This window comes from Flavobacterium magnum, from assembly GCF_003055625.1.
In the GTDB taxonomy this organism is placed as follows: domain Bacteria; phylum Bacteroidota; class Bacteroidia; order Flavobacteriales; family Flavobacteriaceae; genus Flavobacterium; species Flavobacterium magnum.
Genome location: NZ_CP028811.1, coordinates 134713 through 157721, shown reverse-complemented (window position 1 = coordinate 157721; position 23009 = coordinate 134713). Strand labels below are relative to the sequence as shown.

At 47.6% G+C, this 23009-nt stretch carries 13 protein-coding genes; 11 read left to right on the top strand and 2 right to left on the bottom strand.

The window, feature by feature from the left end; all coding sequences use genetic code 11:
• The 7 genes from HYN48_RS00465 (at position 1) to HYN48_RS00435 (ending at position 14261) form a co-directional block, all read left to right on the top strand.
• On the top strand, positions 1-2193 hold the full coding sequence (locus HYN48_RS00465; RefSeq protein WP_108369269.1) for a DUF7619 domain-containing protein: 2193 nt from the start codon (positions 1-3) through the stop codon (positions 2191-2193).
• Positions 2194-2369: 176 nt separating this feature from the next.
• Positions 2370-5198 carry a DUF7619 domain-containing protein gene (locus tag HYN48_RS00460; RefSeq protein ID WP_108369268.1) on the top strand — a complete coding sequence of 943 codons (2829 nt, stop codon included), beginning with the start codon at positions 2370-2372 and terminating at the stop codon, positions 5196-5198.
• A 132-nt stretch (positions 5199-5330) separates the two neighbouring features.
• Positions 5331-7292 carry a tetratricopeptide repeat-containing sensor histidine kinase gene (locus HYN48_RS00455; RefSeq protein WP_108369267.1) on the top strand — a complete coding sequence of 654 codons (1962 nt, stop codon included), beginning with the start codon at positions 5331-5333 and terminating at the stop codon, positions 7290-7292.
• On the top strand, positions 7292-8053 hold the full coding sequence (locus HYN48_RS00450; RefSeq protein WP_108369266.1) for a LytR/AlgR family response regulator transcription factor: 762 nt from the start codon (positions 7292-7294) through the stop codon (positions 8051-8053). The genes HYN48_RS00455 and HYN48_RS00450 overlap by 1 nt, the downstream gene beginning before the upstream one ends.
• A gap of 86 nt (positions 8054-8139) precedes the next feature.
• Positions 8140-10317: a T9SS type A sorting domain-containing protein gene (locus HYN48_RS00445; RefSeq protein WP_108369265.1), complete on the top strand. Its 2178-nt coding sequence runs from the start codon at positions 8140-8142 to the stop codon at positions 10315-10317.
• A 27-nt stretch (positions 10318-10344) separates the two neighbouring features.
• Positions 10345-12777 (top strand): DUF7619 domain-containing protein, encoded by a 2433-nt coding sequence (locus HYN48_RS00440; protein ID WP_181248491.1) that lies wholly within the window; start codon positions 10345-10347, stop codon positions 12775-12777.
• Positions 12778-12977: 200 nt separating this feature from the next.
• Positions 12978-14261: a citrate synthase gene (locus HYN48_RS00435; protein ID WP_108369263.1), complete on the top strand. Its 1284-nt coding sequence runs from the start codon at positions 12978-12980 to the stop codon at positions 14259-14261.
• A gap of 216 nt (positions 14262-14477) precedes the next feature.
• On the opposite strand, the gene HYN48_RS00430 is transcribed toward HYN48_RS00435, so the two are convergent.
• On the bottom strand, positions 14478-15965 hold the full coding sequence (locus tag HYN48_RS00430) for a T9SS-dependent choice-of-anchor J family protein (RefSeq protein ID WP_108369262.1): 1488 nt from the start codon (positions 15963-15965) through the stop codon (positions 14478-14480).
• 229 nt (positions 15966-16194) lie between these two features.
• Between HYN48_RS00430 and HYN48_RS00425 the strand changes: the two genes are divergently transcribed.
• Together HYN48_RS00425 and ctlX are read left to right on the top strand one after the other, a co-directional pair.
• The gene (locus tag HYN48_RS00425) at positions 16195-17148 is read left to right on the top strand and encodes an arginase (RefSeq protein WP_108369261.1); all 954 of its coding nucleotides are present in this window, start codon (positions 16195-16197) and stop codon (positions 17146-17148) included.
• 201 nt (positions 17149-17349) lie between these two features.
• A complete protein-coding gene (ctlX, locus tag HYN48_RS00420; protein WP_108369260.1) occupies positions 17350-18285 on the top strand; it encodes a citrulline utilization hydrolase CtlX in 936 nt (311 codons plus the stop codon).
• A gap of 96 nt (positions 18286-18381) precedes the next feature.
• Here ctlX and HYN48_RS00415 read toward each other — a convergent pair whose 3' ends face one another.
• Positions 18382-19323, bottom strand: a complete 942-nt coding sequence (locus HYN48_RS00415) for a DUF6607 family protein (RefSeq protein WP_245945968.1) — start codon at positions 19321-19323, stop codon at positions 18382-18384.
• 103 nt (positions 19324-19426) lie between these two features.
• Between HYN48_RS00415 and HYN48_RS00410 the strand changes: the two genes are divergently transcribed.
• Both HYN48_RS00410 and HYN48_RS00405 read left to right on the top strand, forming a co-directional pair.
• Positions 19427-21574, top strand: a complete 2148-nt coding sequence (locus tag HYN48_RS00410) for a TonB-dependent receptor plug domain-containing protein (RefSeq protein ID WP_108369259.1) — start codon at positions 19427-19429, stop codon at positions 21572-21574.
• A gap of 14 nt (positions 21575-21588) precedes the next feature.
• Entirely contained in the window at positions 21589-23007 is a 1419-nt protein-coding gene (locus HYN48_RS00405; RefSeq protein WP_108369258.1) for an HmuY family protein, read from the top strand.
• Positions 23008-23009: the final 2 nt, after the last annotated feature.

The following is a 23009-nucleotide window of genomic DNA, read 5'->3' as shown; positions in this document are numbered from 1 at the left end:
ATGAAAAAACTATTACTCTACTTCCTTTTCTTTTCAGCCGCTTCCCAGGCGCAGATCGTGAATATCCCTGATGCGAATTTTAAGGCGAAGTTGTTGTCTGAGGGCATTGACGTTAATTCGGATGGGGAAATTCAACTGACTGAGGCGGCAGTAGTGACGAGCCTGAATTTATATGATTCCAATATATCAAGCCTGGAGGGAATTTTGGCATTTACAAATCTTCAAAATCTGAGCGCATACAATAATTCAATCCAGACACTAAATGTTTCCGGACTGACACATTTGTTTAATATAGATGTTGGCAACAATTTATTGATGGATTTAAACATAGATAATTGTTTCGCGTTGCATTATCTGTGGTGTCAATATAACCAATTAACTTCGCTCGACGTTTCTGATATGGAAAACCTCCAATTACGGGCATCTAACAATAGTCTGACCAATATTGTGTTAAGTGAACAGGGGTATTATGAAGCGCTAATCTTAGATCATAACCAATTGCAATCAATAGATCTTTCAGGCAGAAATCTTCCAGGTTTAGTTCATTTGGAATATAATCAACTGTCCTCTATTAATTTGGAGAATACCCATGTTAACAATTTGTATCTTCAAAATAACATGTTGGAGACAGTAGATCTTGAAACATGTGTTGGACTTAACTACGTCAATTTAAGTGAAAACCTGCCTTTGGAAACTATTTTTGCTAAAAACGGAAGGAATGAGTCATTTTCATTAGGGTATGATCTTAACCTGAGTTTTATATGTGTGGACGATTTTCAGCTTTCTGGTGTGCAGCAAACTTTGAACTCTTATTCGTTAAGTAGCGCGGTCGTTAGCCCGTATTGCACTATTTTCCCTGGCGGCAATTACAATACGATTACTGGTAATGTCACTTTCGATACTGATAATAACGGTTGTGATGGTAATGACCCTGATCAACCCTATGTAAAACTGACGCTGACCAGCGGAAACGACAATTATACGGTATTCACTTCACCTGACGGAAATTATACTAATTTCGGGCAGGCAGGTACTTTTAATGTTTCCGTTGCAGCGGAGAATATGTCAATGTTTACCATCACACCGCCACTGGCGACTATTCTTTTTGGTAACAACAATAACAACATCACTACGCAGGATTTCTGTATCACCGCAAATGGAATCCAAAACGACCTTGAAACAGTCATCGTACCTAATACACCTGCCCGTCCCGGCTTTGACGCCACTTATAAAATCATTTATAAAAACAAAGGGAATCAGGTTTTATCAGGTAGTGTAGACTTTACCTATCAGGAAAACGAGCTTGATTTTGTAAACGCATCCACAACTCCTGATGCGCAAACTGCCGGAAGCCTGTCATGGAATTTCAGCAACCTGTATCCTTTCGAATCCAGAAGCATTGAAGTCAGGCTGAATGTGAACTCGCCGCAGGAAACCCCGGCAGTGAATATTGGCGACCAGCTTGGTTTCCATGCTCAGGCGAACCCGGTTGGGGGAGATGTGACGCCAGGTGACAACACTTTTTCGTTCAAGCAAACGGTTGTCGGTTCTTACGATCCGAATGACATTACCTGCCTTGAAGGCGAGCATGTCAATCCAACGGAAATCGGAAAATACCTCCATTACAACATCAACTTTGAAAATACAGGAACCGCTGCCGCAGAAAATATCGTTGTTAAGGATATGATCGATTTGACGAAATTTGATATTTCGACATTGCAGGTGTTGCATGCCTCGCATCCGGTCACACCGCGAATCACAAATGACAAAGTCGAATTCATTTTTGAAGGCATCAACCTTGGCGCTTCGGAGCGTGGGAATGTGACTTTTAAGATCAAGACCAAAAATACTTTGGTGACCGGGAATTCGGTTTCACAAAAAGCCGATATTTATTTCGATTACAATTTCCCGGTGGCAACCAACTTAGCGGTGACGACTTTTGATGCTTTGGGAACAGACGAACAAACTTTGGATAACCGCATCACAATTTACCCGAATCCCGCCAGCGACCGCGTTACGATCCGCACGGAAGCCGATATTCAATCCGTGGTGTTGTTTGACGTCCGCGGCCGGGAATTTCCGATAAAAGCTGTTTCAGGGGTTATCGATTTGTCCGGTTTTGCCGATGGCGCTTACTTGGTTAAGGTGCAGACAGACAATGGCTACGGTGTCCAACGGATTATAAAACAATAATTTCCAAACGATTTTTAAAAATATTTTGCCTTACGCTTCGCGTTTCGCACGCGGTTTTACGTCTGTACTATTTGTAAGCAAAGTACGGTTTTTAAAATCTTAAAAAAAATTTCAGCAGCTGCGCAACCTTGTTGTTTTTTGTTTATCTTTATTAGCAAAACATTAAACAATCACTTATGAAGCAGTTTACCCTTTTGCTGTTGCTGTGGATATCAGCGACGCATGCACAGACGATAGATTTTGCTGACGAGAACCTGAAGCTGACCTTGTTGGCCGCAAGTCCATCTTACGCGATTGCTCAGGATGAGTCCGACAATTTTGTCGCGATAGACCAAAATGCCGATGGTGACATCCAACTTTCGGAAGCGCTGGTAATCCGGAAATTGTATCTGGATAATCAGGGTATCAGCAATCTCGACGGCCTTTCCTCATTTTCGAATCTGCGGTTCCTGACCGTGGCCAATAATCCGCTGAATGGGCAGAGCCTTGATTTTTCCGCCCTGACGCAACTGCAGTTTTTGTCCTGCGAAGCCTGCAATGCGTCCGCTGTCAACGTTACAGGCTTGTCTCAGCTCAATATTTTACAATTGATGCAGAATTCCTTCTCGTCACTCAACCTGGCAGGACTCATCAATTTGTCAGATCTCGATTGCTCTAACAACATACTGACGTCACTGGACCTTTCGGGATCGCCTGGTCTGTCAAGGTTAAACTGTTCGGCTAACTTTATCCAGGATCTTAATGTGCAGAATCTTTCGGCACTGTCAGAATTGAACGTGCAGTACAATCAATTGAGCACGTTAGACCTCTCCGGGTTGGTGAGTCTGGTCTATCTGACGGCGTATGAAAATGATCTGACCAATATAGTACTTGCCGATGCGGTCAATTTGCAATTCCTGTTTGCCTACAGCAACCAGTTAACGGGATTGGATCTTTCCGCTTCGTCGCAGCTTAAATATCTGGACGTGCGGTTTAATATGCTTTCGGGGATAGATGTATCGGCGAGTCCGAACCTTTATGAATTAAGCGTCGACAGCAATCAGATTGCCACACTCAACCTGCAAAGCAATGCTGCATTGCACGTGCTGTCCTGTAATAACAACGTGCTGACCGCATTGGATTTATCGAATAATCCATCGGTGTATTCCTTAAATTGCAGCAATAACAACCTGGCCTCGCTTGATATCAGTACCCTGGCCAATCTCGGTCTCGTAGATTGCGCCAACAACCAGATTAGCACATTCATTGTAGGAAATCATCCGGTACTCGGCACCATGTCCTGCTCAAACAATCAAATTTCAGTTTTGGATTTGTCTGAAACACCTTACCTGGTGTTGCTTAAATGCGCCCAAAATAACCTGACAACAGTCGATTTTTCGATGCTGCACACCCTACAGGATGTTGATTGTTCGGGAAATCAGTTTACGGGCCTCGACTTTTCGCAAAACCCCAATTTGTATTTCGTACAATATTCGGACAATCCGCTGTTGCAAAATATCAACCTTAAGAATGGTGCGTATCAGGAAATCCTGTTTTCCGGCACCGATTTTGCGACCTTACCCGCGCTTGGGTTCCTGTGTTTGGATGATTTTGAGATCAGTATTTACGAGTCCGTTTTGGCGCCGATACTGCCTAACCTGATTATCAATTCCTACTGCTCGCTGAATCCGGCTGGGAACGTCAACAAAATCACTGGAAATGTCCGGTATGATTTTGACCAAAACGGTTGCGACGCCAACGATACCGTACAATCCATGGCAAAAGTGGTTCTCTCAGACGGCGTGAATTCGGGCGCCACATTCACCGACGAAAACGGCAATTACGAATTTTATGTGAACGAAGGTGCGTTTACGGTAAGTGTTGTCCTGGAAAATGCCTCTTATTTTGACGTACAACAGCAATCGCCAACCATTGTCTTTGATGCTGCAGGCAGTATGGAGGTTAACAACGACATTTGCGTGGCGCCTGTAAACCAGATCACAGATCTTGAAGTGTTCCTTTATCCGTACTCGTTGGGTGTACCCGGGTATGAGTCTTTTTTCCAGCTGGTCTACCGCAACAAAGGGACTCAGCCGCTTTCGGGAAATATCAACTTTAGTTTTGACGACAGCAAGATGGATGTGCTGGTTTCCAGTCCGGAGCCTTCAGCCACCACCTTCGGGAGCTATGTTTATAATTTTTCCAATCTGCTTCCTTTTGAATCCGGATCGGCGCTGGTCATTTTGCAGTTCAACGGCCCGGAAATCGACAACCCGGTCGAAGTAGGGGATGTGCTTCCATTTTCACTGGTCGGGACCATCGACCAGCAGGATGGGAATCTTGACGACAACACTTTCAATTACAGCCACACTGTTGACGGCGCGGCGCTTGAAAACACCGTCCTTTGCCTCCAGGGCGACGCCGTCGAACCTACAGAAATCGGCGACTATCTTAACTATGTCATCAACTTTGAAAATACCGGTACCGGCGATGCGCCATTTGTCGCGTTGCGTTCAGCGGTTGACCCTGGGAGTTTTGACATCAGTTCTGTACAGGTCATCAACAGCTCGGCACCCGTCACCGTTAAGGTTACTGATGACGTTCTCGAATTCCTTTTCGACAGTGCGCCACTGCAACCGGGCGGACAGGGCAACGTGATGTTCCGCATGAAATCGAACGCAGCGCTCGAGCCCGGTGATACGGTGAATTTCAGTTCTGAGGTATATTTCGACTACGACAGCCAGGTAACCACAAATACCGCCAGCACGACCTTTACCAGTATGCCACTATCAGTCGATGAACTGTCAAAAACGGTCTCGATTTACCCGAACCCGACTACTGGTCTGGTTTATGTGAAGGCAGCATCCAAAGTCAACGGTATAGCGCTTTTTGACGCACGCGGCCGTAAACTGCTTGATAGTAACAATACCGATACAGTCGATCTTTCGGCATTCAATGCCGGCGTGTACTTCCTGAATGTGTACACTGACCAGGGAATCGGGCGGCAAAAACTCATAAAGCAATAATACTTCATTCAAACTAAGACCCGCCTCGTGCGGGTTTTTTCATTTCAAATTCTCTTTCAAAACGGCAAAATTCTAATTCAGTGCTTGCTGAATTAACGGAAATGTTACTTTTGTTTGTCAAGTTGCCCATTTATGAAAATCAAATTATTTCTAGCACTGCTGCTTTGTTCCGCGTCGATGGCTTTTGCACAGCAAAATGTCGTAGACAGCCTGAAACGGGAATTGGCGCATGCTAAAAACGACATCGATAGGGCGAAACTGCTGAACCGGATAGCTGAAGGCTATAAGACCGTTGACCCTAAGTCACTCAGGGCCTACGCAAAGAAAGCGCTGGACTTATCGATGGGCATACGGTATAAGACCGAAGAGGCCAACGCAAGGGTCAACCTGGGTATCGCCAATATCATATCGGGCGATTACCGTCAGGCATTGCAGTACTTTTCAGACGCGCAGTTCCTTTTCGAAAGTGAGATCAATGCAGGCAATAAAAAAACCGAAGTACGCGAGGGACTCGCCCGTACTTACGGCAGCATCGGCATCGTCTTGTCTGAGCAGAGCAATTATGCCAAGGCTTTGCAATTTGACCTTAAGGCGGTCGGAATTTACGAACAGCTCAGGGATACCGTAAGGTGCGCCCGGATTTACAACAACATCGGCATTATTTACCAGGCGCAGAAACAGGATTTCAAGGCGCTCGACTATTTCATCCGCTCATGGAAAAAACAGCAGCAAACCAATGATCCGAATCAGGGCATTACCCTGACCAATATCGGGAACTGTTACGCCCGGCAAAAGCAGATGTCCAATGCGTTGAAATTTTATACTGATGCAATGGTTTTCCTCCAACAAAGTCGCGATTCACGGGGCTTGGGGGAACTGTACAACAACCTCGGCCTGTATTATCAGGCGATGTCGGATCCGGCAAATGCCGTCAGGAACTGGGAACGCGCCACCACGGCGTTTAATAGTATAGATGACCGTTTCGGACTTGCAGATACGCAGCTGTACTTCGGGCAATTTTATTACGACCAGAAACAATTCGGCAAGGCCGTTACCTATGCGCAAAAGGCCTTGCAGCTGGCCAGGGAAACCGCGGTCCTGGAACAGGTTACCGCATCTGAAAAACTGCTTAGTGACAGTTATGCCGCGTTAAATGATACGAAAAAGGCGCTGCTGCACATGACACTGTATGACCGCGCGAAAGACAGTCTCAACAACCACGAAAGCATCCGAAAAGGCGTCGAGGCGGAGATGAACTTCGAATTCGACAAAAGGGAAGCACTGCAGAAAAAGGAAATCGAAAAAAAAGAATTGCTTTTCGCGGAAGCCTCCAAAAGACATGCGATGCAAATCTTTTTCGCAGTACTCCTCGTGGTCCTGCTCGGCGGCATCGGGGTGTTGGTGTACAGCCGGTTTAACCTGAAGAAAACGCTGACCCTGCAAAAAGAGCTGGCCGAATACGAACAAAAAGCGCTGCATTTGCAGATGAACCCGCATTTTGTGTTCAACTGCCTGGGATCGATTTCGAGCTTTATCGTCCAAAACGGCACCGACTCTGCGATCAAATACCTGGCAAAATTTTCGAAGCTGATGCGCCTGACGCTCGAATATTCGAAAGAGCCCTTGATCCCGATAGACAAGGAAATTGAAAGCCTGCAAAATTATCTGGAACTCGAGCAGCTGCGTTTCAATCAGAAGTTCAGTTTCAACATCCATAAAAATCCCGCTATAGAGGATGATATGGCCATTCCGCCGTTGCTTTTGCAGCCTTTCGCAGAGAATGCAATCATTCATGGACTCATTCCGATTAAGGAAAAAGGTCACCTGGCGATTGTCTTTACTGTGGAGGAAAAACACCTCGTATGCAGCATTACCGACAACGGTGTGGGCATTTACCAATCGCAGCGTATGAAAGAAGGATCGGTATCGGTACATAAATCGATGGCAATTGATATCACTAAAAAAAGGCTGCAGATGATAGAGGATTCGACCGCCGTAAAAACGCGCCTGCAGATCGAAGAAATCACAGAGAAAGATCTCATCAAAGGCACCCGGGTCACACTAAGGCTGCCGTTACAATACATTTCAAAATAATGATTACAGCATTACTCATAGACGACGACATCAACCTGAGAAATGGCATGAAAGCGCTGTTGGCGATGTATGCCCCGGACATTACGATTATAGGCGAGGCCGATAGTGTGCAGCAGGGCGTGGCGGCCATGGAGCGGTTCAGGCCACAGGTGGTTTTCCTGGATATCCAGCTCAATGACGGGACAGGATTTGACATCCTCGAGCAGCTGGCCTCAAAACACGGTAAATCCTCGTCGCATATTGTTTTTATTACCGCGCATGAGCAGTACGCCGTGAAGGCTTTCCGGTTCAGCGCACTGGATTTCCTGCTTAAGCCCGTAGATCCTGAAGAGCTGCAGAAAGTCATCGGTAAGATAAAGAATGTACTGGACCGGAATGATAATTATGCCCACATTGACCTTTTGCTGGAGAACATCCGCAAGAAAGTCGACAATTTTAAAAGGATTGCCTTGTCGACCGCAGAAGGCATTCACCTGTTTGAAATCAGCGACATCATCCGTTGTGAAAGCGAAGACAATTACACGCGGTTTTACCTCCGGAACAACAAGCCGGTACTGATATCGAAAACGCTTAAGGAATATGAGGAGCTGCTTGGCGAGCACGGTTTCGAAAGGATCCACCAGTCACACCTGATCAACCTTGCTTACCTCAAGTCGTATATCAAGAAAGACGGCGGATATGTCGTCATGTCAGACAACAGCAACCTGCCCATCTCCCAACGGAAAAAAGACAGGCTGCAGGAATTGCTCAAGTCGATGTAGCATGGCATGACGCGGATATTAGAAAATAAAACAAACAAACAAACCTGAAAACTGACCAAAAAAATCGCAACCAAAACGACAATACGATGAAGAAAATCTACTTACTCCTACTGCTGATGTCCGGGATACTGCAGGCGCAGATTGTCGACGTTCCGGATGCGGGTTTTAAGAATTACCTGCTTACGGCAAACTGTATCGACAGCGACAACAATGGTACTTTTGATACCGACGCTGATTTGGATAATGATGGTGAAATCCAGCAAACCGAAGCGGCTTCGGCATTCCGGCTTTCAATTGATGGTGCTGCCATCCAGTCGCTGCAGGGGGTAGAGTCGTTTGCAAACATCTCTTCGTTATCAATTACGAATACATCAATCACGCAGTTGCAGCTGAGTGGCTTGATGAGTCTGCAAAGCATCACGGGCATTGGCTCCAATTTATCCATTAACGAAGTGGCAGTTTCCGGGCTGCCCGCACTAACCGGACTCACGATAACCGGCAGTCCCACACTGCAATCATTGAGCATCACCAATTGTGCCGCGTTTACATCGATCAACTGCGTGAACAACCCGCAACTGGGCCTGCTCGATGTCGCCGGCAGTCACGCTCTTGCGGCAATCGACCTTGAGCAGAATCATTTCAAGACGATCGACCTTTCCCCGTGCAATGCCATTACGAATTTTGTGGTCAAGGATACCAATCTGGAGGTGCTGATTGTGAAAAACGGTCACACGGAATCGCCGATTGTTTTTTCAACCATATCGGCCACTGACATCCCAAACCTGACTTACGTGTGCGCAGACAATTCGGAGATGGCCAACTTTCAGGCGGCCATCGACCTGATCATGACCAATGAAACCCTTCCGGATTTCAATTCGTATCCGGTCGTTGGATCGTATTGTACCTTTACACCGGGCGGTAATTACAATACCCTTACCGGCCACGTCACTTACGACATTGACGGCAATGGCTGTGGCGACAGTGACCCGGACCAGGGTTACATCAGGCTCAATATCACAAACGGGAGCAACCAATACGCTGCGTTCACCTTTCCTGACGGCAGTTATGCAGACTATTTCGGCCAGGGCACTTTTGCCATTGCGCCGGCACTCGATAATCCATCAATGTTCACGGTGACCCCTGCTGCAGCAAATGTGGTGTTTCCGAATGCCAACAACAATGTGACAACACAGGATTTTTGTATCACAGCCAATGGTTCCCATCAGGATGTGGAAATCGTAATTGCGCCCATTGTCCCTGCCAAGCCCGGTTTTGATGCAAAATATGTGATCGGGTACAGGAACATAGGCAACCAGCCCTTGTCGATGGCTAACGGAATAGGGTTGGAGTTCAACGACGACGTATTGGACTTCGTGTCGTCTTCTGAGACGGTATCAACGCAAAGCGACAATTTGCTGCAATGGGATTACCAGGATTTGCTCCCGTTTGAATCGCGCGCTATCACGGTGACGTTCAGTGTCAATGCCCCGACGGATACCCCTGCGGTGAATATTGACGACCTGCTGCCTTTCACAGCTACTATTGCTGCAAACGGAACCGATGAGAATCCGGCAGATAACAGTTTTACCTACACGCAGACGGTGGTGGGTTCATTTGACCCGAATGACATCAGTTGTCTCGAAGGGGATTCGGTAGACCCGTCGGAAATTGGCGAATACCTTCATTATGTGGTTAACTTCGAAAATACCGGTACGGCACCGGCGGAAAACATCGTGGTGAAACTCCAGATCGACCCTGCGAAATTCAATATCAGCTCCCTGCGTATCATGCAGGCATCGCATGTCCTCGATGCCCGGCTGACCAATAACATTCTGGAGCTGATTTTCAGGAACATACAGCTTGATACCGGAGGCCACGGTAATATATTGCTTAAGATCCGAAGCAACGGCGATCTCGGGACCGGTGATGCGGTCAGCAAAAGCGCAGGCATTTACTTTGATTATAACTTCCCGATCCAGACCAATACGGCGACTACCGTTTTCGAAGTATTAAGTGCCGGCGATACCACCATGGACAACGTCGTTACCATATATCCGAACCCTGCCGCCGACAAGATGTACATTGACGCACCGGGCGAAATAAAATCCGCTGAACTGTTTGACGCCCAGGGCAGGTTGCTGCTGGTCAAAACACCGGGCGAACCGAACGCCGCCCTGGATATTTCAACATACACCTCAGGCGTGTATTATATCCGGGTGACAACCCAAAAAGGAACGAAGACCGCAAAAGTGATTAAGCGTTAATGTAACAGGAATTTTATGATCAACAAGATGAAAAACACAATGTACCTGCTGCTGTTGACTGCCCTGTCGGCCAACGCGCAACTTGTAAATGTCCCCAACGTCGTTTTTAAGAACAAGTTGCTGTCGTCATCCGTAAACAACTCGGTAGCCAGGGACAGTAACGGCAACAATATGAAGATTGACGCCAATAGCGATGGCAACATCCAGGTTTCGGAAGCGGAAGCCGTGTATCAGCTTGACTTGAGTAACGCTTCACTGTCTAATGTGCAGGGCCTCGAAAGTTTTGTAAACCTCCGTAGGCTGGTGATTTACTACAACAACCTCACAGGAACCCTTGATGTGTCTATGCTTACCCACCTGAAAGTTTTCTATTGCGACCAAAATGACATTACTTCATTGAATGTGTCAGGGCTTACTGAGATGACCAACCTGTGGTGCAGCGGAAACCTGCTTACCACACTGGATGTGACGTCACTGTCTGCCCTCATCGAGCTGCGCGCGCACGAAAACAACTTAACGGCAGTGGATTTGTCCGGATGTCCTTTGTTGTACGAGGTTAATCTAGGCATGAACAATATGCTTACGGTTGACTTTTCAAATAACCCGGCTTTGTACTATATCTACCTGGATCGCAATCCCAATCTGTTGTCAGTAGATATTTCGGGGCATACCGCCTTGTGGGAAATTGATATAGAAGGGAAGTCGAATCAGATCAATGCGCTAACGACGCTTAACGCTTCAGGCTGCACAGCATTGGTTAACTTAAGGGCAGAATATAACAGCCTGACTTCACTGGATGTTTCCGGATGTACGTCACTGCAGGCCTTGTACATTACCAACAGCCAGTTAACGACACTTGATGTATCTGATTGCGCTTCCCTGACCGGTATCATTGCCACGAACAACCATTTTGAGACCCTGTTCCTCAAAAACGGTAGCAACGAATCGGCATTGTCATTTTTTATGGATGTCGATGATCCTGATTTCATCTTCAATCCTGCCATTGATTTTATTTGTGCCGATGAGGGACAGATTGCCTCCATTCAGGCTATGCTTAATAATTATGGGATGACCAATACGGTAGTTAATTCCTACTGCAGTTTTACTCCTGGTGGGAATTACAACAAGATTACTGGCAGTTTGCATCTTGATGGTGATGCCGACGGTTGTGATGCCGAAGACCAGCAGTTTCCTTTCATAAAAGTCAAAATAGATGATGGCGTTTCTCAGAGTGCAACGTACACGCTCACCGACGGCAGTTACAAATTGTATACACAGGCAGGGAACTTTACCGTGACCCCTGAAGTCGAAAACCCGACATTCTTTACGGTCAGTCCAGCCAATGCTGCAGTAGGATTTCCAGACAATAACAACCAGTCTGCCACCCGTGATTTTTGCATAACGGCGAATGGCATACACCCTGACCTTGAAATCGTTATGGCGCCGATAACGCCCGCGAGACCGGGATTCGAAGCGGTTTATGAAATTGTATATAAGAATAAAGGCAATCAGGTCATGTCGCAGGCCAATGGCATCTCACTGCAGTTTCAAGACAGTGTACTTGATTTCGTATCGGCTTCGCAGGGACCATCTGCACAGGCAGCCAACATGCTGTACTGGGATCTATTGAATCTGGCGCCGTTTGAGTCGCGGACCCTCCTCGTACAGTTTACCGTCAATGCGCCTACTGACACGCCGGCAGTAAATATCAGTGACCTGCTGCAATTCACAGCAGCTATTGAACCGTTGGGTCTCGATGAAACAGCCTCCGACAATACGTTTTCGTATACACAAACCGTGGTGGGTTCGTTTGACCCAAATAACATAACCTGCCTCGAGGGCAGTGAGGTGTTCCCGGATAGTATCGGAAATTACCTGCATTATGTTGTCAATTTTGAAAACACAGGCACTTATCCGGCGGAGCATATCGTTGTGAAAATGCAGATTGCCCCTGAGGAATTTGATATCGGCAGCCTGTCTGTCACAGGCACTTCCCATCCGGCGTATTTGCGCAGGAAGGGCAATATCGTTGAGGTAATTTTTGAAGACATCCAGCTCGCAGCAGGGGCACACGGCAACATCACTTTCAAGTTGAAAATCAGCGGCAATTTGGTTGCAGGCAATACCGTCTCGGCAGTGGCTGACATTTTCTTTGATTATAACGCCCCCATCACGACAAATACTGCCGTTACGGCGATTTCCAGCCTATCCGTGGACGATTCGGATTACGATGCCGGTATCACGATTTATCCCAACCCTACGACTGGTCGGGTTTACATTCAGGCGACAAGTGATATTGTAGACGTAGAATGGTTTGATGCCAAAGGCAGGCTGCTTTCGTCCAGCCGCGACAGGGGAGCGTCATCGGTTAGGGATGTATCACATTATGCCGCCGGGTTGTACTACGTGAGAGTGACTTCGGCAAAAGGCAGCAAAATACAGAAAATGGTTAAGAATTAGTTTTAGTTTAGTTTTAATGGTTGTTTATTGAGGAACCCGCAGTTTTTTGGCTGCGGGTTTTGTTTTAAAAAAGCGCAATCCATTTGCGGTATTTATAATATAATTAACGATTTGATTGCAGTATTCACTTTTTAATTTATCCGAAATTACTTAAGTTTGTTAACTTTTTATTTTGAAAGGGATTTTATTACCAAACCACCATGTCAAAAACAGCTATATTAGAATTGGACGGCCAGAAATTTGAGTTTCCGGTCATCGTCGGAAGCGAAAATGAAGTCGCCATCGACATCAACAAATTACGTGATCTCACCGGCGCCATCACGATGGATCCGGGTTATAAAAACTCAGGCTCCTGCAAAAGCGACATCACCTTCCTTGACGGGGAAGAAGGCATACTGCGTTACCGCGGCTACGCCATCGAGGACCTTGCTGACAAAGCCAGCTTCCTCGAAGTGTCTTACCTCGTAATCTTCGGTGAATTGCCAACGAGGGCACAGCTTGAACAGTTTGAAGCCGACATCCGCAAGTATTCGCTTGTCAACGAAGAGATGAAAAACATCATCGACGGCTTTCCGAAAACGGCTCATCCTATGGGCGTTTTGTCGTCACTGACCAGCGCACTGACTGCTTTCAACCCGAAAGTCGTCAACGTCGAGAATGAGTCCGAAATGTATGAAGCCATTGTAAAGACTATGGGGAAATTTCTGGTCCTGGCGACCTGGACCTTCCGCAAGTCATCGGGTTACCCGCTAAACTATTATGACAATACGAAAGGGTACGTGGAGAACTTCCTGCGCCTGATGTTCGAATTGCCTACCGGGCCTTACACCATCAACCCGATTGTGGTTGATGCACTCGATAAGCTGTTCATCCTGCATGCTGACCACGAACAGAATTGTTCTACATCAACGGTAAGGATGGTAGGTTCGTCACACGCCGGTCTGTTCGCATCCATTTCAGCCGGGGTTTCTGCGCTTTGGGGACCACTCCATGGCGGTGCAAACCAGGCCGTTCTCGAAATGCTTGAGGAAATCCAGAAAAACGGCGGCGATGCTGACAAATACCTGGAAAAAGCCAAAGATAAGAATGACCCATTCCGCCTCATGGGCTTTGGCCACAGGGTGTACAAGAATTTCGACCCAAGGGCCAAAATAATTAAGAAAGCAGCCGATGAGGTATTGGCGACGTTAGGGGTCAATGATCCGGTTTTGCAGATTGCCAAGAAGTTAGAGGAATCTGCCCTTGTAGACGAGTATTTCGTATCGAGAAAGCTTTATCCGAATGTGGACTTCTACTCCGGCATCATTTACCGTGCTTTGGGCATCCCAACCGATATGTTTACGGTACTGTTTGCCATCGGAAGGCTTCCGGGCTGGATCGCACAATGGAAGGAAATGCGTGAAAACAAGGAGCCGATCGGAAGGCCAAGGCAGATTTATACCGGGCACCCTTTGAGGGATTTCAAGCCGTTTGAACAAAGATAAAAAATTAGATTAATAAGGAAGGGCCTCGCGGAAGCGGGGCTTTTTTAGCTTCATCAGCGACTAATCGCTGAATGATTAGTGATTCACTCTGAGAAATTCAGAGCCGGATTGACCTCAAGTAATGGGCAATAATGATCGTAGCACACCGCCGGCAAACCGGACGACAAAAAAAAGGCCGCCCAAACGGACGGCCTTATAATCTTAAGGAGAATTTATTTACTGTTTCACAACCTTAACCACTTTCACAGCATCAGCCGTATTCACCTTCACGATATAAGTACCTGATGAAAGCGCGGATAAATCAAGGTCCGCTGTAGCGGCATTGATTGTTTTAGCCAAAACCTGCTGCCCAAACATATTGGTAACCGTAGCACCGATGATGTTTTGGCCATATGAAAGTGTCAGCCTGTCTTTTACAGGGTTCGGGAAATAGCTGAAGGTGTCTCCATTATTTTCGGCAACACCTAATGGCGCGCTGTAAGCTGACATCCTGAAGGCGCCCGGTGTACTTCCAAAGAAACCGCTATATTGCCAAACCGCAACATAAATCGTTTCACCCGGCGTCAGGCCGGTTAATTCCAGTTTAGAAAAAAGACTGTTGTCGTCCGCATTGTCGTCATTACAATCGATTTCGGTTAGGTTTCCACACGATCCTGAATAGGCAACCATCACGGTGTCATCGTTGTCAGAATCTGTCGCAAGGCCAGTTTCGAACGTCAGATTTCCATCTGCGGGAACCACTGCCATGAACCAGACATCCCTGGTGGCAGATTCCTGGCAGCTTGGCAAATCCGGAGAATCCGTGGCACCAAGGTTGCTCGCTTCCACCGCACCACCGTCAAAGTCAACACCAGGGAATAATTCGATCGCTCCGGAACACTCATCATTAACTGCCGGTGTTTCAATGGTTGTGAACGAGATGGCAGCGTAATCGCTAAAACCGTTAGCACCGCAATTTTGCCTGATGTAGACGTCATAAGGCGTATTCTGGTCAAGGCCTGAAAGCGATACAGATGGCGTAGTGGTCGTTGTAGTAATTCCGGTTCCCTGGATAAAACCCTGAGGGCCGTATTCTACTTCAAAATTGTTTCCGGCTGCTGTCCATGCCACATCTGCAGACATGTCTGTGATGTTCGACACCATCAACCCATTTGGCTCAAGGCAGCTTGGCAAAGCACTGCTTACCACATCATCTACCTCAAAAATGAATTTATCCGTAGTTGCCGAGTAAAAAGCGATGTACACTGTCTGGCCTACATACGCGGTGAGGTCGTAGGAGAACTTGTAATAACTTTCCCCGCTTGCAGGTGCCACGTCAGCTTGTAAGGTAACGGTAAAGTCGGTCGCATTGGCCCCTGTGGTCGATAATTTCAAATCGATGACTTCTGGATAGTCCGGATCAAGGCTTCTGCCCCAAAAAGAGAAATAATCGTTAACCCCGGCCGCAACGGTAATTGCGGGTGTAACCAGATAATCGTCATGGGCATCTGAATCATAAACGATTGCCGCAGCATTCGTGCCGGAATGGGCATCCAATCCGACCAGGTCCATCATGTCGGTAACCTCCCAAGTGTTGGGATCGCCACCCTGGATAACGGACCATCCGGCCGGGAGCGTCGTGCCCGCATCGAAGTTTTCAGTAAACTGTGCAAACACAGCACCTGAAAACAAGCAGCCTAAAAAGGCTAGTGTAATTTTTTTCATAATCAATTTTTTTTTTAGTTAACGGCGTAAAGTTAGTTTTAAATACTGTTAGGGAAATCATAATTAACAGGCTCTGGCTGCGTGAGAGCGTTAATTTTTCCGGTTTCAGGAAAATGTAAAAAGTACTGATTTTTACCGTTCAAATGAATGGATTCGGGTTTTGCAGATTGCCCGAAATCTATATCTTTGCTGAAACGGGGATTTTTGAGGAAATCCCGAAAACGGATTTATGCACGAGAAAATTACTTTCCTTTTAAACCCATCTGAAATCACTGCCGGCACCCGCGGCGCATCTTTAGGTCCGGACGCTATTATGACCGCGGCACGCAGCGCCCATAGTTTTCTTTTTTCGGAAAATGACGTAAGGCGGCTGGCCGATGTGAACCAATTGCTTGATAAGCCTGCGCTTTGTCCTTTCGCAAAAAATATTGAAGGTGTCATCACGATTTACAAAGAACTTCATAAGGCGGTGCCGGAAATCATCCGTGAGGGCGCGTTTCCTTTTATCATCGCCGCCGATCACGGCTCAGCAGGCGGTACAATTGCTGCTCTCAAAGCGGTATTTCCGGACAAACGGCTTGGTGTTTTATGGATCGATGCACACGCCGATATCCATACGCCGTACACTACGCCGACGGGTAATATGCACGGTATGCCGCTGTCGGTGGCGCTGCATACGGACAATATGGAATGTAAGGCCAATGACGTCGACGCAGCGACTATCGAAAAATGGGAAATCCTGAAATCCATCGGTGGCGATACGCCTAAAGTACGGCCGGAAGATTTGCTGTACATCGCCGTGCGCGATACCGAGGAGCAGGAAGACTGTATCATTCGGGAACTTAACGTCGAGAATATTGCGGTTTCCGAGGTACGCAAAGAGGGTGTCGATCGTATATTGGATAGGGTCAAGGCTAAATTTATGTCCTGCGATATGCTTTATGTATCGTTCGATGTCGATTCGATGGATCCGGATATGTCGTCTCATGGCACCGGGACGCCGGTGAAAAACGGGTTAACTCCCGCGGAAGCCAAAGCCATCATGTGCGCCATGGCAGCCCACCCGAAAACCGTCTGCATGGAAGTCGTTGAGGTCAATCCGTGCCTGGACGACAAGAAAAACCGTATGGCAGAAATCGCATACGATATCATTGCATCGACCTGCGAAGTGCTTAAACGGTAGCAAACCAAATTTTAAGATTTGGTGTGGTTTTCACGCAGGTGCTTTCGGATAAAAGTGGTAATTTTCCTTCAGGGAAGGGGAAAATGCAGCCCTACAAATAAAAAAGATATCCCAAATACGTAAAACGCATACCATATGTTAATTTTGCAATTGCGAATCGCTTGTTGAACATTTCAGTCCTGACATTCCTTATAAAACACCATGCGCCAGAATACAAACACGATACTGATGATCCGGCCTGCGGCGTTCCGGCTCAATTCTCAAACTGCTGATGACAATGCTTTCCAGGCAGGTCTAAACATGCTGCCCTCGGCAATCAATACAAAAGCCCGGCAGGAGTTCGATATGCTGGTTAACACCCTGAAGGCCGCGGGTGTTGATGTCATCGTTGTCGAGGATACCACAGAACCGGACACGCCCGATTCGGTTTTTCCGAATAACTGGATTTCGTTCCATGAGAACGGCGATGTAGCTTTATACCCGATGCTTGCCGAAAATCGTCGTGCCGAACGCCGGGAAGACATTCTGGACTTGCTTGAGCAGATGGGGTTTCGTATTGAAAATGTAATGGATTATACCGATGCTGAACAGGACGGTTACTTCCTTGAAGGCACTGGAAGCGTCGTGCTTGATCGGCAACACGGCAAGGCCTACTGTTGCCTGTCCGAACGCAGCAATGAGGAGTTATTTATTGAATTTTGTGAGGATTTCGATTTGCAACCGTTGATCTTTGAAGCATTCCACACTGTCAACGGCAGAAGAAAGCCGATTTACCATACGAATGTGATGTTGTGCGTGGGCTCCGGCTTTGCGGTCATCTGTGCAGATGCGATTGAAGACAAAAAGGAACGGAAGATGGTTCTAGAAAGCCTTAAGGATGACGGGAAGGAGGTCATACTCATTTCAGGCAAACAGCTTGACGCTTTTGCAGGAAACATGCTCGAGGTGCTCGGTACCGATGGTAAGCATTTTGTGGTTATGGGTGCGGCCGCCAAAGCAAGCCTGACCCACGATCAATTGGGCAGGTTACAAAAACATGCCGAAATACTGAGCACCGACCTTGCAACTATAGAAGCTTGTGGTGGCGGAAGTGCCCGCTGTATGATAGCAGAGGTCTTTCTGCCGAAAGTGCCATAGCAGTTTACCAAATCGATTTCATATAAAAAAATCCCGGAGCGCTTAACGGTCCGGGATTTTTTGTGAAACAGCAGGCATTTTCAAATGACTCCGCATTTATTTTATAAACGAGTCTATAATCCTGTCGCTTTCCTGCTTTCCAGCATCCGCCTTAAGATCGAACAGCTGCTCGTACAGAAACGAATCGTTCACCTTTACGGCCAGGTTGAGGTCTTTTTTTCGCCCGTACACCGCCTGCCACTTGGCACGCACGTTTTTCCACAGCGCAGCGTTCTTTTTCCAGTAATCCCGCGCGGCCTGACACTTAGAATCTGACACTTTACGATAGACGTCGAATCCTTTTTCACTCGCAACCAGTACGTCTTTTCCGGCATCATCACGGACGATTTTCTCGTTGTCCTGGTCGTGTGTCCAGCCTTCACTGGTAATTTCGTGCGTGTTGGTCCGGCGGAGTACGTTGTAGTCACTGCGCACCGTGTACTCCCGGCGTGGCAGCGGCGCATCAGTGGTGCTGGTCCAGAAATGGCGCCCGTCAGCGTGAATCCACGTGGCACTGCCGCTGTATCTCGGACTGTCATCCACCTGGTAAACGTTTTGTGTCCATTGGCCTTTGACGGTCGCTTTCGGTAAAGCGGAAAATTTCCAGGTCTTGTCTTTGAAAAAGCGATAGAAATCGGTGTTCTCGTAAACCCAGTCCTGACGCCAGTGCTTTACGATAACCGAATCGGATACCAACAATAAATGCTGCAGGACAAGTTTGTCCGACCGATCTTCAACAAGCTCCACCCATTCGAGTCCGGAGTCCAGTTTGGTTTTCGAAGGCTTGTAATTTGCGTCTTTGGAATGCTGGAAGGTTTCGGCAAAATTGAATTCCACCTCATAACACCCACACATCGATTTGATGGCCCTGATGTCTTGCGCTTTCTTATTTTCCTGCGCGCTGGTCAGCGCGAAACCCAGCGCGGCCAAAACGGTGAGACATTGTTTTGAAACAGAAATTTTACCCCATACAAGGTGTTCAGGTTGTCTTGATTTCATAAATGAAAGGTTAAATGTTGCTGCGCAAAAATAGTATTTTTATTTAGAACAATTAAAAATAACAATATATATTTGCAAAAATTATTAAGAAGCAATCTAAATAATGAAAGTATCCCTTCCCATCTTATTCACGTTCGTTGCCTACATTTCCGCATCCGGGCAGCAGCAACACACCGATTCCCTGAAAACGGATAAGCTCGAAGAAGTCATCGTAACCGGACAGTTTGAGCCCCAGGCGCTGAACAAGGCGGTACACCAGGTGAGGGTCATTACGAAACGCGACATCCAGCAGCTTGCAGCGAATAACCTGGGCGACGTACTCAACCAATACCTCAATATTTCCGTCCGCACGAGCGGCAGCGATGGACGTTCGCAGGTGTCGATGTTTGGGTTGGATGCACAGTATTTTAAGATCCTTGTTGACAACATTCCGCTTGTAACGGACAACGGTTTGGGCAACAATACCGACCTGACCCAGGTGAATCTCGACGAGGTCGAGCGCATTGAGATTATAGAAGGGGCCATGGGGGTCACACATGGCGCCAATGCGGTGAGCGGGATATTGAATATCATCACCAAAAAGCAGTCGGTCCACGATTGTGAAATCTCCGCTACGGTACAGGAAGAAACCGTTTCGGATGAATTTGCATTTTTCAACAAGGGACGGCACATCCAGTCGGTCAAGGCATCACACAACCTGAATGAAAACTGGTCCGTCTCGGCAGGCATCAACCGCAACGATTTCGCGGGGTATTTTGCAGAGCGGAAAGGTAAAGATTACAGTTTGAATGACGGCCTGCGCGGCTACACCTGGCTCCCAAAGGAACAATTCACCGCTAATGCGCTCGCCGGTTACCGGAATGGCAGTTTCCGCCTGTTTTACCGGTTCGATTATTTCGGGGAGCAGGTCGATTTCCGGAATCCTATTGTAGTGCCGCAGGATAACTACCCGTTTCCCGAAACGTTTTACGCAAATGACCGGCGCTACATTTCGAACCGTTTTAACCAACACCTGAACGCCTACGGAAAGATTTTCGGCACGCTTTCCTATAACGTCTCGCTGTCTCACCAAAGGCAGCAGCGCGATTTTGAAGATTTCCGATACCAACTCGAAACACGGCATGAATCAGCAAACAGCCGGAAAAAGTACCAGTCAAAAGACGTGTTGTACTCCACTGGCACTTTAAGCGGTTTTTTCAAAAGCGACTCTTTTGACCTGCAGCTGGGGTATGAGGCAGTTGCTGAAAACGGCTTTTACGATGCCAGCGCCGGGATTTTCAAGGATGACAACCAGCAGCTGACAAACATTCGCAAACGCTTTGGCAATTATGACGTCTTCGCTTCCGCAGAAATCAAGGCCACGCGAAAGTTGTCGATCCGTCCCGGACTGCGGTATTCGTTCCAGTCTGTTTTTGACGACCAGTATGCCGCGTCACTCGGGCTGCGTTACCTTTTTCCGAAGGCGATTGAAATGCGAATGTCTTTGGGAAGGTCCTACCGTACACCGAACTTCGATGAACTCTATACTTATTTTGTCGATTCGAATCACAACCTACAGGGCAACGAATCCCTGTCTCCCGAAGCCGCGATGTCGTATGAGTTGAGTGTGAAGAAAAGCACCTCATTTGATGCGGATGTGAAAGTTTCCAATACGCTGGCCGTTACGCTGCTGACTGTCGATGACCGCATCAGCCTTGTTCTGGAAGACATTGTTCCCACGCAACGCTACAAATACCTGAACATCGATCGTTATAAGATGTGGAACCTCGCGTCCACAAACCAGTTATCATATGAAAATTGGAACTTGAATCTCGGACTGGCACTGGTCGGAATTTCGCAGCAAATCGACCTGGCCGCACTCGGAGCCACCTCAGATAACCGCTTCCTGTATGCCTTGCAAATCAACTCGAGCATTTCTTACAGCATCCCGGCCTGGCGCACGCTTCTTGCCATTTATTACAAATACAATGGCAGGCAGCAGCAATACATCGCTTCCACCGACGCAAACAACAACGCGGCGTTCCTGCTCTCCGAAATTGAGGCATACAGCTGGATGGACGCTTCGGTTCGCCGGGAGTTCTTCGGTAAGAAACTTGAGGTGAGCCTTGGGATGCGGAACCTTTTCAATATAAGGACAATCCGCACAGGCACAGCAACGACCGGCATCCATTCGGGAGCGTCTGATATGCTGCTGGGTTACGGCCGCTCGGCGTTTGTCAAACTTACGTACAACCTGAACTTTAACAAATAAATTAATACATCACCATGAAGAACACGCTTATCTTATTCCTTTCCTGCCTGGCAATAGCCATTGCCGCATGCAATGACGACGATCCTAAAACGAACGGACTGTCGGTGGCATTTGCGACCCCATCCGTAAATCTTTCGGCCGACGCCACGCCCGTGACAATTGCTTTTTCAGCGCCGACGCCTGCCGCAGGTACGGTCACGCTGCTAATCGATGCGCAAGGGGCAACCTATGGTACCGACTTTACCACCTTGCCCGACGCTGACGGCGACACGGTAACTGTTCCGTTTGAAGCCGGGGTTACCTCAGTAAATTTCACGTTCAACAAAATGGTTGACGCCGTAGAAGGACAGGTGAAGCATGTATTGTTCACCATTACGGCCGTGTCTGTAGGGACTGTAGCGGCGAACGATGCGGTCCAGGTTAATTTCAGCGAAACTGCTTCACTCGGGGCGGCACTTGCAGCTGAAGTGGGCGGCGCGACACAACCGAACCAGGTGTACATTGACCTGAGCAGTGGTGCAATGACCGTAGTGCCAAGGGTTTCCTGGGATTTGGGCTTTTATTCCGGAACAGATTTCCGGGTGGTATTGAACAGTTCGCTTAAGATGGCTGCCAAAAAACTGGAAACCACCAATATTGATGAGGTGCAACTCCCTGATGAGACCATGATCATTGCCCAGGGGCAGGGCATTGCCACGCAGATTGACAGTCCCACCGGCGTGTTTGACAATGACCCGGGTACGCATGACACTGCGATAGATCCGGTTTCGGCAAACGATGCCGACAATAAAGTGTACCTGATCAATATGGGAAGCAACCCAGCGACAACCATGCCTGCCATAGGAGCAGATGCTTCAGGATCCGGCGCGTCAAGGGGCTGGATGAAGATCCGGGTGCTGCGCAGCGGCAGCGATTACCGGGTTCAATACGCCGCTATCGGTGCCACGACCCACGAAGAAGTGACCCTTTCAAAAAATGCGGCTTACAATTTTACGTTCTTCAGCCTGGTTGCAAAAAATACAGTGATGGTCGAACCTCAAAAAGTATTATGGGATCTGAATTTCACGACTTTTACAAACCTCTTAGGCGGAACCACCCCTTATTATTTTCCCGATTTTGTGCTTACTAATCTCAAGGGCGGTGCCAGGGCCTACATGGTTTCCGTGTCAGACGACGTCACTTATGACCGCTTTACGAAAGCCGATGTATCGCCAGATCTTTTTACTGAAAACCAGACAAATATAGGTTCGAACTGGAGAAGCACAAGCGTAAACGGACCGAACGGCCCGGTTTCTCAATTCGTTTTAAAGACCGACCGGTTCTTTATTATCAAAGATCCGGCGGGCAACCTTTATAAACTCAAATTTACCGGCGGTTCGAATAGCGCGGGCGAGCGCGGCTACCCAACATTTCAATACACCTTATTACAATAATT